14 protein-coding genes are annotated in these 13,161 nt (G+C 67.8%); 7 read left to right on the top strand and 7 right to left on the bottom strand.

Annotation, left to right across the window (positions count from 1 at the left end; genetic code table 11):
- Window positions 1-157: 157 nt before the first annotated feature.
- Window positions 158-475, bottom strand: a complete 318-nt coding sequence (locus ACE11G_RS02100; RefSeq protein ID WP_045538273.1) for a GIY-YIG nuclease family protein — start codon at window positions 473-475, stop codon at window positions 158-160.
- Between the two features lie 395 nt (window positions 476-870).
- Entirely contained in the window at window positions 871-2,583 is a 1,713-nt protein-coding gene (locus ACE11G_RS02105; RefSeq protein WP_231875673.1) for an FAD-binding dehydrogenase, read from the bottom strand.
- Window positions 2,584-2,880: 297 nt separating this feature from the next.
- Between ACE11G_RS02105 and ACE11G_RS02110 the strand changes: the two genes are divergently transcribed.
- From ACE11G_RS02110 to ACE11G_RS02120, 3 genes are all read left to right on the top strand, one after another.
- Window positions 2,881-3,318, top strand: a complete 438-nt coding sequence (locus ACE11G_RS02110) for an Hsp20/alpha crystallin family protein (protein ID WP_006896087.1) — start codon at window positions 2,881-2,883, stop codon at window positions 3,316-3,318.
- A gap of 55 nt (window positions 3,319-3,373) precedes the next feature.
- Window positions 3,374-3,523: a hypothetical protein gene (locus tag ACE11G_RS02115; RefSeq protein ID WP_156479406.1), complete on the top strand. Its 150-nt coding sequence runs from the start codon at window positions 3,374-3,376 to the stop codon at window positions 3,521-3,523.
- Between the two features lie 306 nt (window positions 3,524-3,829).
- Window positions 3,830-4,168 carry a DUF1801 domain-containing protein gene (locus ACE11G_RS02120; RefSeq protein WP_006896088.1) on the top strand — a complete coding sequence of 113 codons (339 nt, stop codon included), beginning with the start codon at window positions 3,830-3,832 and terminating at the stop codon, window positions 4,166-4,168.
- Between the two features lie 14 nt (window positions 4,169-4,182).
- Here ACE11G_RS02120 and ACE11G_RS02125 read toward each other — a convergent pair whose 3' ends face one another.
- The 3 genes from ACE11G_RS02125 to ACE11G_RS02135 all read right to left on the bottom strand — a co-directional run bounded on the left by ACE11G_RS02125 (window position 4,183) and on the right by ACE11G_RS02135 (window position 7,511).
- Window positions 4,183-5,544 carry a SagB family peptide dehydrogenase gene (locus ACE11G_RS02125; protein WP_375003513.1) on the bottom strand — a complete coding sequence of 454 codons (1,362 nt, stop codon included), beginning with the start codon at window positions 5,542-5,544 and terminating at the stop codon, window positions 4,183-4,185.
- Window positions 5,545-5,548: 4 nt separating this feature from the next.
- Window positions 5,549-6,526 carry an ABC transporter substrate-binding protein gene (locus tag ACE11G_RS02130; RefSeq protein ID WP_231650177.1) on the bottom strand — a complete coding sequence of 326 codons (978 nt, stop codon included), beginning with the start codon at window positions 6,524-6,526 and terminating at the stop codon, window positions 5,549-5,551.
- A gap of 64 nt (window positions 6,527-6,590) precedes the next feature.
- Window positions 6,591-7,511 (bottom strand): TIGR03564 family F420-dependent LLM class oxidoreductase, encoded by a 921-nt coding sequence (locus tag ACE11G_RS02135; RefSeq protein ID WP_375003516.1) that lies wholly within the window; start codon window positions 7,509-7,511, stop codon window positions 6,591-6,593.
- Between the two features lie 163 nt (window positions 7,512-7,674).
- On the opposite strand from ACE11G_RS02135, the gene ACE11G_RS02140 reads away from it, so the two are divergent.
- On the top strand, window positions 7,675-8,889 hold the full coding sequence (locus ACE11G_RS02140) for an oxygenase MpaB family protein (RefSeq protein WP_375003518.1): 1,215 nt from the start codon (window positions 7,675-7,677) through the stop codon (window positions 8,887-8,889).
- Between the two features lie 23 nt (window positions 8,890-8,912).
- Here the strand turns inward: ACE11G_RS02140 and ACE11G_RS02145 are convergent, their stop codons facing one another.
- A complete protein-coding gene (locus ACE11G_RS02145; protein WP_006896093.1) occupies window positions 8,913-9,536 on the bottom strand; it encodes a TetR/AcrR family transcriptional regulator in 624 nt (207 codons plus the stop codon).
- A 119-nt stretch (window positions 9,537-9,655) separates the two neighbouring features.
- On the opposite strand from ACE11G_RS02145, the gene glsA reads away from it, so the two are divergent.
- From glsA to ACE11G_RS02160, 3 genes are read left to right on the top strand one after another with little or no spacing between them, the layout of a single operon-like run.
- Window positions 9,656-10,684 (top strand): glutaminase A, encoded by a 1,029-nt coding sequence (gene glsA, locus ACE11G_RS02150; protein ID WP_006896094.1) that lies wholly within the window; start codon window positions 9,656-9,658, stop codon window positions 10,682-10,684.
- Window positions 10,681-11,073: an MFS transporter gene (locus tag ACE11G_RS02155; RefSeq protein WP_006896095.1), complete on the top strand. Its 393-nt coding sequence runs from the start codon at window positions 10,681-10,683 to the stop codon at window positions 11,071-11,073. The genes glsA and ACE11G_RS02155 overlap by 4 nt, the downstream gene beginning before the upstream one ends.
- Window positions 11,045-12,316: an MFS transporter gene (locus ACE11G_RS02160; protein ID WP_006896096.1), complete on the top strand. Its 1,272-nt coding sequence runs from the start codon at window positions 11,045-11,047 to the stop codon at window positions 12,314-12,316. The genes ACE11G_RS02155 and ACE11G_RS02160 overlap by 29 nt, the downstream gene beginning before the upstream one ends.
- Here the strand turns inward: ACE11G_RS02160 and ACE11G_RS02165 are convergent.
- A complete protein-coding gene (locus ACE11G_RS02165) occupies window positions 12,313-12,906 on the bottom strand; it encodes a DUF4203 domain-containing protein (protein ID WP_375003521.1) in 594 nt (197 codons plus the stop codon). The two genes, ACE11G_RS02160 and ACE11G_RS02165, sit on opposite strands and share 4 nt — an antisense overlap.
- Window positions 12,907-13,161 lie beyond the last annotated feature (255 nt).

Consider the following 13,161-nt stretch of genomic DNA (forward strand, 5'->3'; position numbering starts at 1 on the left):
TCGATGCGTCCTCGGCTTGCGCCTCGTTCTACTCGACGGTCCTGGGGCACCGTTCAGGTTTGTCGAGTAAGCGGAGGAGCGAAGCGACGAAGCGTATCGAGACGTTGCCGCCGACGGGGTCTCGATGCGCCCTCGGTTTACTCATAGGCCTGGGCGATCACTCCTGCGGCCTCGACGGCGGCGTCTGGCCCGGGCGGAAGCCCTTCTTCGCCGCGCGGCGCAGCGCGTCGAAATCGCCGGCGATCAGCGCCTCTCGTTTCGCGCGCGACCACTTCGACACCCGTCTCTCCATCGCGTACGCATCCTCGATGGAATCGAACTCCTCGCAGAAGACCAGCTCGACCGGACAGCGATTCCGGGTATATGCCGAACCGCGACCTGACTGGTGTTGCTCGAACCGATGCTCGATATTCCGCGTGCTCCCCACGTAGTAGCTGCCGTCCGCGCATTTCAGGATGTACATGAAGCCGTGCATGAGTTGACTGTTGTGGGCGTCGGGGCGGGGTGCAATGCGGGTATCCACAGCGTGTGACGACGGGTCTCGATGCGCTTCGTCGCTTCGCTCCTCCGCTTACTCGACTGACCTGGGGGGCGCTGCGCTCCTGTGTGTTTGGGGGTCTCGGTAGGTCCTCGGCTCGGCTCGACCGCCGACCAGGTGATCGCCGGGTACAAGAACATCATCGCCCGCCTGAAGGCCGACGGCGTCCGTGTTCACGTGGCGACGATCCTGCCGGCGTCCGACTCGCTCTTCAGCGGCTACGCCGCCCCGCGGGCCGATTCGGAGCGCCAGCGGGTCCGGCCGGCTACCGCACGATGGCCGAGGCCGTCGACCTCTCGATCTTCAGCTGAGCGGCCGCGGCCGGTCGCGCATCACAGCAGGCGATGGGCGGCCCGGCCCGCGGTGCGGCCGGTGAACAGGCACCCGCCCAGGAAGGTCCCTTCGAGTGCTCGGTAGCCGTGCACGCCGCCGCCACCGAAGCCGGAGGCCTCACCGACGGCCATCAGCCCTTCGACGGGCCGGCCGTCCGCGGACAGGACCCGGCCCGACAGATCGGTCTGCAGTCCGCCGAGGGACTTCCGGGTCAGGATGTTCATCTTGATCGCGATGAGCGGTCCCGCATCGCGGTCGAGGATTCGGTGCATCGGCACGGTGCGCACGAGGTTGTCGCCGACGTAGGCCAGCGACCGCCGGATGCTCTTGATCTGCGGATCGGTGCTCTTCGGGTTGAAGGCCTCACGGTCGCGGTGCGCGATCTGCTTCTTCAGAGAACCCGGATCGACCAGATCGGTACCGACAAGGGCGTTCATCTTGGCCGTCAGCGCTTCGACGCTGCCCGCCGTGACGAAGTCCGGTCCGCGATCGAGGAAGGCCTGCACGGGTTTCGGAACGTCGTCGGTGGCGCGGTGCACCAGGTACAGCGGGAGGTTCTTGGCGGTCAGCTCCGGGTTCTGTTCGGAGCCCGAGAGCACGAACTCCTTCTCGATGATCCGCTTGTTCAAGACGAACCACGAGTAGTCGTAGCCGGAGCGCTGGATGAGTTCGAGGGTGCCGAGAGTGTCGTGGCTGGGGATGCCCGGTTCGCCGAATCGGCGACCGGCCGCGTCGAACCACATCGACGACGGGGCTCCGAGCACCCGGATACCGTGTCCGGGCCAGATCGGCGAATGATTCCGCAGGCCCTCGGTGTAGTGCCACATGCGGTCGCGGTTCACGAGCCGGGCGCCTGATCGTTCGGCGATGCCGAGCATCCGGCCGTCTACGTGCTGCGGGACGCCGGTGACCATGAATTCCGGCGCCGTTCCCAGCCGTGCCGGCCAGTTGCGGCGCACCAGGTCGTGATTGCCTCCGATGCCGCCCGACGCCACGATCACCAGTGGGGCGTGGAGTTCGAAATCCCCGATCTGCTTGCGGGAACTGGCTTTTCCTCGCGGCAGCGAACTCGGTTCGAGGACGCAGCCGCGGACGCCGACCACGGCTCCCTGCGCGGTGATCAGTTCGTCGACCCGATGCCGGAACGCGAACCGGATCCGTCCGCGGCGCTGCGCCTCGCGCACCCGCCGGACGAACGGTTCGACGACTCCCGGACCGGTGCCGAGCGTGGTGTGGAATCGGGGGACGGTGTTGCCGGGAGTGCCCGGAACGCCGTTGCCCCGCTCGGCCCATCCGACCACGGGGACCCACGAGACGCCCATTCCCGCCAGCCACGACCGCTTCTCTCCGGCGGCGAATTCCAGGTACTTCTCGGCCCATCTCCGAGCCCAGTAGTCCTCGCCGTCGACGCTGTGCGGCGAGCGGTCGAAGCCCGCGGTGGCGAACCAGTCGCGGTGTGCCCGCTCGTGCGAGTCGCGGATGCCGGCGAGACGCTGCTCCGGGCTGTCGATGAAGAACAGTCCGCCCAGACTCCAGTGCGCTTGGGCACCGACGTTCTGTCCCGACTCCTGATCGACGATGAGCACCTTGCGTCCGCGATCGGCGAGTTCGGACGCCGCGACGAGTCCGGACAGTCCGTGACCGACGATGATGACGTCGGCGTCCGGTGACGGCCCGGCCGCTGCCGCGATCCCGTGACCCGGCGCGACCAATGCGGCGGCGACGGCCGCGCCGCCCGCGGCGAGTGCCTGGCGACGAGTGATGGTCGGATTGAACTCAGCGGGCACGGGTGACCTTTCGATGTCGTGAGGGTGGTATCGGTCGTGTTCTCAGACGGCCTGCACCAGACTGACCGGGCGCGGGCCGCAGCGCGCGCGGTATCGCCGAAATCTGGCACAAGAGACACGAAAATCTGGCACTCGATGATCGAGAGTGCTAAATTTGGTGGTGCACAGTCGACGATCATCAGTCGAACCGGCTGGTGACAAATGAATAGGAGGTGTGGTGCTGTGCTTCGCTTCGATCCATTCAGCGACTTTGACGCCCTCGCCCGTGGCCTGCTCTCCGGCCAGGCAGGAACTGCGCGGACTCCCCGATTCATGCCGATGGACCTCTACAAGGTCGACAGTCACTACGTTCTCGCTGCCGACCTTCCCGGCGTCGACCCCGGATCGATCGACGTCAGCGTCGACAACGGCGTGCTGACCCTGTCGGCTCACCGGACCGTGCCGTCCGAAGACGCCAAATGGCTGGCCAGCGAACGCTTCTCCGGAACCTTCAGGCGCCAGGTCACCCTCGGTGAGGGAATCGACACGTCCGGAATCAATGCGCAGTACGACAACGGCGTACTGACGGTCACCATCCCGCTGTCGGAGAAGGCCAAGCCCCGCAAGATCGAGATCGAGCACAAGGGCGAGCCGCGGTCGATCACCGCTGCGACGGAGTGACCCGCTGACAGCCGCCGCAGGCGTCGCGCATTCTCTTCACCGAAGGAGGTCGTCGATGACGAGTGTCTTGGAAGTCGATCCGATCGACTGGCTGGAACAGCAGCATCCGGTCGATGCGGACGGCGCCGAACCTGACGACTACCCCCACACCGTGCGGGGAGCGGCGCAGGCCGACGCACTCCCTCACCGTTCCGAAGTCCCGTAACCGAACCGTGTGCCGGGCGTCCCGGGGAGAAACCCCGGGCCGCCCGGCACCTCACGATCTCTCATGAGAACGACGATCAGAGCATTTCGATGACTGCAGTCCTGCCTCCACGGGAGTCCGCCGCGCCGCGGCCCACGAGTGAGATCCGATGTTCCCGATGCGAGCGCGCCTACTGGCTCCGATGCCGGTCGGGCGCCGCCGCCGTCGACTTCGCCGCAGCCGACGGCTGGGTGATCGAACCCGGGCAGACGTTGTGTCCGTGCTGTGCGGCGATCGGAGACGGCCGCAATCGATTACCGTGAGCCCATGAGCAGCGATTGGCGGGCGACCCGCGTCGACGAGATCCGTTCACTGATCCACCGCGCCGCACCCGGTGTCGTCGAAGAGGCGAAGTGGAAGAAGCCCTCGAATCCCGACGGAGTGCCGACCTTCTCGCTCGACGGTCTGATCTGCACCGTCGAGACCTACAAGGCGAAGGTCAAAGTCACTTTCGCCAAGGGCGCGTCGCTGCCGGATCCCGCCGGGCTGTTCGTCCCCGCGACCGGCGGAACCCGCCGTGCCGTCGACCTCGCCGAATCGGACGATCTCGACGCGGACGCGTTCGTGGCGCTGGTCCAGGCGGCGGTCGCGCTCAACCGGGACTGAGGCGCAGGCCCGGCTCAGACGCGGGGACGGCCCACCACGAAGGTCCCCACATTGCATTCCTCCAACTCGTCGCGGCCGGTGGCCGCGGCGAATGCCGCGGTGTCGCCGTATCCCTGCGCGACCCCGCCGAGACCCATCGCCGTGGCGGTGAGATACAGCGTCTGGGTCAGCACGCCGACGTGTTTGAGGATCACCGCGTACGCCATCTGCTCGTACGTCCACATCATTCGGCCCGCCCGAGCGGCCAGGGCGAGCATCACCTGCGGCAACTCGCCGTCGGCGAGGGTGAGAGCGGCGGGCGAGAGCAGCCGATTCACGGCGGGGTCGTCGATGTCGGCCACCCGGCGCAGTGCGTGCCGGTACGAGTCGTAGTGGTACATCCCGGGTGCGACGCCGTCGACGGTGCGGATCACCGGGTAGATCTCGAGTTCGTAGAGCGAGCCGCCGGAAGGGTAGGGGCGAGAAGGAAGCTCGGTGACGGCGGTGCCGGAACGCTCGAGGGTGGCCACGTTCCGAGTTCGGGCGCAGCGATACAGCAGCTCGCCCAGCTCCGCGACGGTCATCGGTGCGGCGTCGTCGAAGCTGCGGACGGACACCCGATCCTCGACGACGCGCGCCAAGGGAACGTCCGACTGCGACAGGCGGTCGAGGTCGGGCACGGGCAGCGGGATGCTCTCGCCCGGGTACGGTTCGGGCGACGCGGGGACCGGCGCGAAGTGCCCGTCGGCCCAGCGGGTGGGGCCGAAGTGGGCCCAACTGGTGCCGCGGTCGCCGACGGTGCTCCGACGGTGGAACCAGAGTTCGTGGGGACTCCACGCGGCCGCTGAGAAATCGGACTCCTCGCCGTCGGCGTCGAGAACGGCGTGACCGGTCCACAGCAGATCCGACCACAGCGAGTCGGCGACGAGGTCGTCGTCTCGGCCGCCGGCCAGGATCGCGGCCACCGAAGGGGCGCCGATCACCACGTCGCACCAGGAGCGCGGGTTCTCGGCGACGACCTCGCCACCCGTCCTGCGGAGCACCGTGAATCGAGACAGCACCCCGTCGGCGTGACGCGGCTCGGGGCGCGTGGAATCGACGGAGCGGAACGGCCGGAGGCGGTACAGCTCGGTCTCGCCGCGGGAGACGGCGAGTTCGAGTGCACCGGCCGACAGCAGATCGCGCAGCAGATAGGCGACCGGCGGAGGCGGTGCCGCGTCGAAGGCGACCGGGCCGGCGTTGAGTGCTTTGAGTACGCCGCCCTGCATGGGCACCAGTCCGGTCAACCGGCGTTTCGCCGGCAGAACCGTAGCGGTCCCGGGAGCGCCGAGCACGGCTTTGCTCCCGGGACGCCAGGTGTAGACGTTGCGCAGGGCGGTCCGCGAGGGACCCGTCATCCGATCAGGCCGTCGCCTTCTGGAAGGCAGGCTTCAGCTCGTCGAGCAGGTACGGGATCGCCAGCGGCGTCGGCTGATTGAGTCCGCTGATGTCGGCGACGGACAGATCGGCGACGGCCCCGCTGCGGACCGACTCGAGCTCCGAGTATCCCGGCAGCTTGCGCAGCGCGCTCTTGAGAGCCGGGGTGTTCGCCGTGACGATCAGGACATCGGCGTCGAGCATCGGGACGTTCTCGGTGGAGATCGGGAAGCGCGGGTTCTTCGTCTTCTCGAACTGAGCGAGCAGCTTGGGCGCGACCTTCATGCCGAGTTCGTTGAACAGGTACGCGGCGCCGTCGTTCGGATCGGCCATCACCTGGATCTGATCGGCGGAGTACATGTACGCCATCGCGTACGTCTTGCCCGCCAGACCCGGGAGCTCCTTCTTGAAGTCGGCGATCTGGTTGTTGACGCCGGCGGTGATCTCCTTGGCCTTGCCGTCCTGACGCAGCAGGGTGCCCATCAGCGCGACAAGGTCCTGCCACGGGTCCACCTGCTGACCGGTCACGCCGGGGATGGTGGGCGCGATCTTTCTGATCTTCTCGAAGTTCTCCGGCTGCGACTTGGGCATGTAGCCCTCGGCGAGGATCAGGTCGGGCTCGGCCTTGGCGATCTGCGCCACCAGGTTCTCCGGATCCAGTGCCGTCGATCCCTGCAGCTTGTCACCGGTCCAGGGCGACGGGCTGCCGGTGAGGATCTGGATGTTGTCGAGGTAGGCAACGGGCTTGACGCCGAAGGCCAGTGCGGTGTCGATCCACTGCGCGCCGAGGGTGACGATCCGCTTGGGAGTGCCCTTCACCGTCACCGGTCCCTGCGCGGTGTTCACCTGGATCGGGCCGCCCGAGGCCTCGTCCTCGTCGGGAGCGCTGCACGCGGACACCGTCAGGACGACGGCCAGCAGACCCGCCACCAGTGCCAGGACGGTCTTCATAGTCGACTTCATGAGCCGAATAGTAACCCAGGCTCACCTAACTTTGCTTAGTCGGCCCTGGGTTGGGAGTCGGACATCACGCATCCAGCGTCCGCAGGAGAGCGCGCGTGCGGGCGCGCGTCTCGCGGTCGCGATCGAACAGTATGCCGACGAACTCGTCGACGCCGAAGGCTCCCAGCTCCCGGACGCGGTCGGCGACGGTGGCCTCGTCGCCGACGATCGCGGCGTCGCCCGGACCGGTGAAGCCCTCGCGGTCGAGCATCGCCTTGTACGAGGGCAGGTTGTCGTACATGGCGAATTGCTCGGCCGCGGCGGCGCGGGCGCCGTCGGCGTCGTCGGTCACCGAGACCGGCAGCATCGCCACCACGCGCACGTCGGAGGCTGAGCGTCCCGCGGCCTCGGCGGCTGTGCGCAGGGTGGGGGCGATGTGATCGCGCAAGGTCTTGGGCCCGGTCATCCAGGTCACCGTGCCCGCCGTGCGACTGCCCGCGATGCCGAGCATCTTCGGTCCCAGCGCGGCCAGGTACACCGGCGGCGCGGGAACGTCGGCGATCGTCAGAGCGCCCCGTGTCGTCACGAGTTCGCCCGCGCTGCTGACCTTTTCGCCGTTCAGTAGCGGGAGCAGGCCGTCGAGGTACTCGTTGGTGCGCTGGACGGGCCGCTTGTAGGAGACGCCCCACATGCCCTCGGTGACCACCTGATGGCTCAGGCCGAGTCCCAGATGGAGGCGCGGGCCGATGATCGCGTTGGTGGTCAGCGCGCGTTGCGCCAGGAGCATCGGATGCTGCACCTGCATCGGCAGCACGCTGGTACCGAACTCGATCTCCGGCACCTCCCATCCCGCGACCGTCAGCATCGTCAGGGCGTCGGGCTCATTCGGCATCTGGGTGCACCAGACTCGGCGAAAGCCCTCCTCCTGGATCTCCGCGAGGCTCTCGACGGCCTTGTCGACGGAGGCGGTGCGGGCATTGATGGTCCAGACGACGCTGACATCCATGGGTGCTCCTGAGTTCGGGACGGTCGACGTCGATCCTATGCTTCGTCGCCGACGCGCGTGGGTGGCTCGGGACCCCGCCGCGGGGAGCTGGTGCGCGTGCAGCCGGTGAGACGATATAGTCAAACAGTCTCACAGTGGTGCGTTCATCTCTTACTCTTGCCGCATGGAACTGGTCGTGTCGCCCGCGCATCTGCGGTTGCGGAATCGAATCGAGCGGATCACGGGGGTGGATCTGTTTCCCGGCGACGACGTGCGCTCGGCGTTCGCTGCGGGACTTCTCGCCGGCGACCCGACGGCGGAGGCCTTCGTCGCCGAGACCTTTCACGGTGAGATGGGCGGCGCGGCGGCGCGCGAACTCCTCGACGAGGCGCTGCGAGTGGGGATCGACAACGTTCCCGACGCGCCCGAATCGATGCGGGCTCTCTTCGCCGAGTTCGAGACGGTCCCGGACTGGGTGGATCCGGACCTGGTGGAGCAGGGCGCGGCGGTGTGGCGACGCTGGGGCTACAACCTCGGAGCGGTCGGGAATGCGGGCACGATGGACACCTACACCGAGGCGTCTCTCGCGGTGCCGCTCTCACTCGCCGGCGGATACGCGGGATCGAGTGCGCTGAACCGATATCTCGAGACGAGTCGGTGGTGGCTGGAGGTCTGCCGTCCGGGGGCGGTGCTCACTCCCGGGTCGACGGCGCGCGCCATCTCGCTGCGAGTCCGCGTGATGCACGTGTCGGTGCGGGCGCGCGTCTTTGCGCATCCGGAGTGGGACGCCGAACGGTACGGTCTGCCGATCAGCCAGAGCGAGATGATGCTGACCCTCCTCGGCGGCAGCGTGGGTCCGGCTTTCGGGCTGACCGCGCTCGGCTTCCTGACCAGTCCGTCGGAGGTCCGCGCCGTCCTCCATTTCAATCGGTATCTCGGTCACCTGGTCGGTTGCCGGGTGGACGAGATGTATCCGGATACCTATGCCGACGGCCTCCGGCTGCTCTACTACTTCGACGCCACGCGCAAACACGACTCCGGCGGTCTCGGTTCCGAACTGGTGGAGTCGTTCGTCCCCGCGTTCGCGCCGCATCCGGGAATGCGCGGCCCGGGCCGGTTGCGTGCCCTGTTCCACCTGCATCTGCAGGCCGGCTACACGCGGCTGTTCATGCTGCCCTGGAACCGGCGCGCCCACCGGCTCCCGAGCGGGCTGCCCGGCGTCGCGATGCTGATCGGACGGGCGCCCTTCATCGCCGTGATCGAAGTGGCGCGCCGCGTACTGCCGGGTGTGGATCGGTGGTGGCAGGCCGGGTCTATGAGACGGTGGCGGCGCTGGCACGCCTGGCACAGCGGGAGCCGTGTGGAGGCGTTCGACGCCACGGCCCCGTTGCGCCGCTGACCGCCCGAGCTCGCGCAGCGGCGTCAGACGGCCGTCCGCAGTGCGCGGTACACGCTCTCGCCCAGGAATTCGGCCAATTCGTCCGGCGCCCAACGAGAATCGGCGAGCAGGGAGCGAACGGCGCCCTCGCTGGCGGAGACCCACAACTCCACCAGCGGGTACAGCTTCTTGTCGATGTCCGCCTCCGGCATCCCCCACGCCGCCAGGGTCGGCCGCAGCAGATCGGTGCAGCGGGCCACGGCGTCGGCCCGTCCCCGGCCGAAGAACTCCGCGACTTCGGAGTCGGGGGAGCCGTACACCAGCCGCCAGGTCTTGGGCTGTTCGGCGACGGTGTTGAGCAACGCGCGGAAACCGTCGATGAAGACCGTCGCGTCGGCGTCGACGGCTCGCCTGCGGAGCACGGTCGTCATCGATTCGCGCAGCCGGCCCTCCTCGCGCTGGACCAGTTCGGCGATCATGTCGACGCGGTTGGCGAAGCACGCGTAGATCACCGGCCGGGTGACGCGCAGCCGCTCGGCCACCGACGCCACGGTCACGGCCGAAACGCCTTCGGAGACGGCGATGTCCAGCGCGGCGTCGAGGATCTGGGGCCGACGACGCTCGGGGCCGAGATGCTCGGCGCGCGGCCGGTGGGAGTTGGCAGCCATTGCGCTAAGAGTTTAGAGGTTCGAGACTCTCGTCGACGCTGAAAGCCGGTGTGCGGCCCGGAACGTGCGGAACCTGCGATGACCGGACGACGAAGTGCGCGTCGACGAGAGGAACGCCGGTGGACAGAACCGTGAACGATGTGGCTCAGCAGGTCTCGACCGGCGCCATGCCGGGATGGGACCGCGTCGAGGCCCTGGCCGTCCAGGCGCATGCGCGCTACGCGTCCAATGCCGACGGGCACGTCGCCGACTACATCCCGGGGCTGGCGGCCGCCGACCCGGAGTTGTTCGGGCTGGCGGTCGGAGAGATCGACGGATCGGTCCACGGCGCCGGCGCGTGCGAGACGCTGTTCTCGATTCAGTCGATCTCCAAGGCCTTCGTCTATGCGATGGTCTGCGACGCCGTGGGCCACGGCGTCATCAAGGATCGGGTCGGCGTGAACAACACCGGCTTGTCGTTCAACTCGGTGATCGCCGTCGAACTCAACAACGGTCACCCGATGAATCCGATGGTGAACGCCGGCGCCATCGCCACCACGGCGCTGGTCCCCGGAGCCACGCCGGCCGAACAGTGGGAGGTGATCCGGACGGGGCTGTCCCGGTTCGCCGGACGGCAACTCGAACTCGACGGCGAGATCTACCATTCGGAGATGCGAACCAACCAGCGCAACAGGGCGATCGCACAATTGCTCGAGAGCTACGGACGCATCGACATCGATCCGTCGGACGCGGTCGACACCTACACGCGCCAGTGCTCGCTCCGCGTCAGCGCGCGCGACCTCGCGGTGATGGGCGCGACGCTCGCCGACGGCGGAGTCAACCCGGTGACCGGTGAACGGGTGGTCTCCGACCAGGTCTGCCGCGACACCCTCGCGGTGCTGGCGTCGACCGGCATGTACGAGCGTTCCGGCGAATGGCTGTTCGAGATCGGCCTGCCCGCCAAGTCCGGGGTCTCGGGCGGCATCGTCGCGATCGCCCCGGGCAAGGGCGCGATCGGCACCTTCTCGCCCCTCCTGGATTCGGCCGGGAACAGCGTTCGCGGCCAGTTGGCGACCGCGTATCTCTCACGTGCACTCGGCTTGAACATCTTCGCCTCGGCTCCCGCCCACCACTCTTCGGCACCAGCCGCCCGAAAGGATGCAGTATGACGACCACCGCCGTCCCGGTCAGCGAGGAGCGGCGCTCGTGGCTGCCGCTCATCGGACTGTTCTTCGCGCAGGTCCTGATGTCGTTCAACGTCGCGGCGCTGCCGGTCTCGATCGGCGGGATGGTCGACGACTTCGACGCCACGCCCACCGCCGTCGGCACCACCATCGTCATGTACGGGCTGGCCGTGGCCGCATTGGTGATGCTCGGCGGCAAACTCGGTCAGCGCGTCGGATGGGTGATGATCTTCCGGATCGTCGTCGTCACCTTCGCCTGCTCGTCGCTGATGATGATCTTCTCGCCGTCGGTCGGGTGGGCGATCGCCGGACAGGGCCTGGCCGGAGCATCCGCGGGCCATCATCGTGCCGTCGCTGGTCGCATTGATCGCTGAGAACTACGTCGGCGACCAGCAGGCGACGGCGGTGGGATCGCTCGGCTCGGCTCGTGCGGTCTCCGGCATGAGCGCCTTCTTCATCGGCGGTGCGCTGGGTGCGTCGGTGGGCTGGCGGCCGGTGTTCGGCATCGTCCTGGCTGTGGCGGTCATCGTCTTCGCGCTCAGCTTCACCCTCCGCTCGGACAAGGGTGACCCGAGTATCGAGATCGACGTGATCGGCGCGGTGCTGATCGGTGGCTCGGTGGTGCTGCTGACGCTCGGCTTCAACAACCTCAACTCGTGGGGCCTGTTCTTCGCCGACGCCGGTGCGCCCTTCGACGTCGGCGGAGTCTCGCCGGCGCCACTGATGATCGTGCTCGGTCTCATCGTCGGCCAGGGCTTCTTCGTCTGGACCCGGTCGCGGATGAAGGCGGGCAAGGTTCCGCTGGTCGATCTGTCGGTGCTCGGCAGTTCGCGTGAGCGTGCCGCGGTGTACGCCATGTTCATCGTCGTCTCGCTGGAGGCCGCACTGAACTTCACCGTGCCGCTGTACATCCAGATCGTTCAGGGCCGTTCGTCGTTCGACACCGCGATCGCGATGATTCCGTTCAACCTGACGGTGTTCGTGACCGCGCTCCTCGTGATCAGGTTCTACCGGCGCTACAGTCCCCGCACCATCGGCGTCTTCTCCTTCGGCCTCACCACCGCGGCACTGCTGTGGCTCTCATTCGTGGTGAGCAACAACTGGGAGACGGCGGCGACGATCATCGGGCTCATCGTGTTCGGCATCGGGCAGGGCGCCCTCGTCACCCTCGTCTTCAACGTGCTCGTGACCGCGGCTCCGACGCGTCTGGCCGGTGACGTCGGATCGGTCCGCGGCACCACACAGAATCTGGCTTCGGCGGTGGGCACGGCGGTGGCCGGCGCGCTGCTGGTCACCATCCTCGGCTTCACGGTCGCATCGTCGGTCGCGAGCCACCCGGAACTGCCCGACTCGCTGGTGGAACAGGTGAATCTCGATAACGTCAACTTCGTCAGCAACGACAATCTGCGGACCGCTCTCGAGGAGCAGACGGACGCGACCCCGGCACAGATCGACGCCGCGGTGGAGGTCAACGAGGACACGCGTCTGCGGACCCTGCGATTCGGACTGCTGTTCCTGGCCGCCGTGAGCGCGACCGCGATCATTCCGGCCGGCCGACTGCCGAACTACCGCAGGGAGGAGATCCCCGCACCCGGAGACGACGAAGGCGCGGCCTAGGCCGCGGCCTCGCTCTGGCGGGGTTTGATGCCCAGGCGGTCGGTGAACAGTCGCCGCTGGATGATCCAGCCCGCCACCGACAATGCGATCCACAGCGCGTTCGAGGTGATGCTGGCCGCTGCCGAGTCGGGACTGTCGACCCAGTTCAACGGCTCGAAGGCGCGCCCGACGCCGATCAGGACCATGCTGGCGCCGCCGATGGAGGTGAGCCACAGCAGTGCGCGTGCGCGGTACTTGTCGGCGCAGAACGCGGCCGCGACCGCGATGGCGACGATGATGATCGCGCTGGCCGCCCACGAATTGTCGCCGGGCTGAACCAGGTCGGCGAGGCGTGCGCCGCCCACCGCTCCGGTCAGGCCGCCCACGAAGTACGCGGCGAACCGGAAGATCAGCGAGCAGACCACCCAGGCCGACACCGCGCCGATCAGGCCGAACAGGAACATGGTCAGACCGCCGGCGTTGAACAGGCCGCTGACGATCCAGCCCAGACCGAATCCCGCGGCGATCACGCCCAGATGCACTGACCGCACCCCGTAGAAACACAGCAGCGCGCCGACTGCCAGGATCACCAAGCCGTTTGCATCAAACATCCTCGAGCCCTTCCGGTTCTGCCGTCGCGTCCGGCCGGACGCGATCGGCGCCGCGCCCGCGGTGGACAGGAACGTCAGAGTAGTCGAGAATCCCCCAGCCCCGAGCCGGATACCGCTGACGAGTCTTCCGTCTGACGGTAGGCGCGGAAATTACCGTAAATGGGTGAAATCGCCCTCGAAATCGGCTCTGCCGCAGAACAATGGGCGAATGGCGTGGTTCAGGGACGGGCAGGCGGTGAGACCGTTCGACCGTCC

Source organism: Gordonia sp. PS3, assembly GCF_041950545.1.
Classification (GTDB): Bacteria; Actinomycetota; Actinomycetes; order Mycobacteriales; family Mycobacteriaceae; genus Gordonia; species Gordonia sihwensis.

Bases quoted from the DNA above. Each gene is read 5' to 3' on its own strand.
- ACE11G_RS02155 (WP_006896095.1), top strand. From the start codon at position 10,681: ATGACGACCACCGCCGTCCCGGTCAGCGAGGAGCGGCGCTCGTGGCTG.
- ACE11G_RS02120 (WP_006896088.1), top strand. From the start codon at position 3,830: ATGAGCAGCGATTGGCGGGCGACCCGCGTCGACGAGATCCGTTCACTG.
- ACE11G_RS02115 (WP_156479406.1), top strand. From the start codon at position 3,374: ATGACGAGTGTCTTGGAAGTCGATCCGATCGACTGGCTGGAACAGCAG.
- ACE11G_RS02145 (WP_006896093.1), bottom strand. From the start codon at position 9,536: ATGGCTGCCAACTCCCACCGGCCGCGCGCCGAGCATCTCGGCCCCGAG.
- ACE11G_RS02100 (WP_045538273.1), bottom strand. From the start codon at position 475: ATGCACGGCTTCATGTACATCCTGAAATGCGCGGACGGCAGCTACTAC.
- ACE11G_RS02125 (WP_375003513.1), bottom strand. From the start codon at position 5,544: ATGACGGGTCCCTCGCGGACCGCCCTGCGCAACGTCTACACCTGGCGT.
- ACE11G_RS02135 (WP_375003516.1), bottom strand. From the start codon at position 7,511: ATGGATGTCAGCGTCGTCTGGACCATCAATGCCCGCACCGCCTCCGTC.
- ACE11G_RS02140 (WP_375003518.1), top strand. From the start codon at position 7,675: ATGGAACTGGTCGTGTCGCCCGCGCATCTGCGGTTGCGGAATCGAATC.
- ACE11G_RS02130 (WP_231650177.1), bottom strand. From the start codon at position 6,526: ATGAAGTCGACTATGAAGACCGTCCTGGCACTGGTGGCGGGTCTGCTG.
- ACE11G_RS02165 (WP_375003521.1), bottom strand. From the start codon at position 12,906: ATGTTTGATGCAAACGGCTTGGTGATCCTGGCAGTCGGCGCGCTGCTG.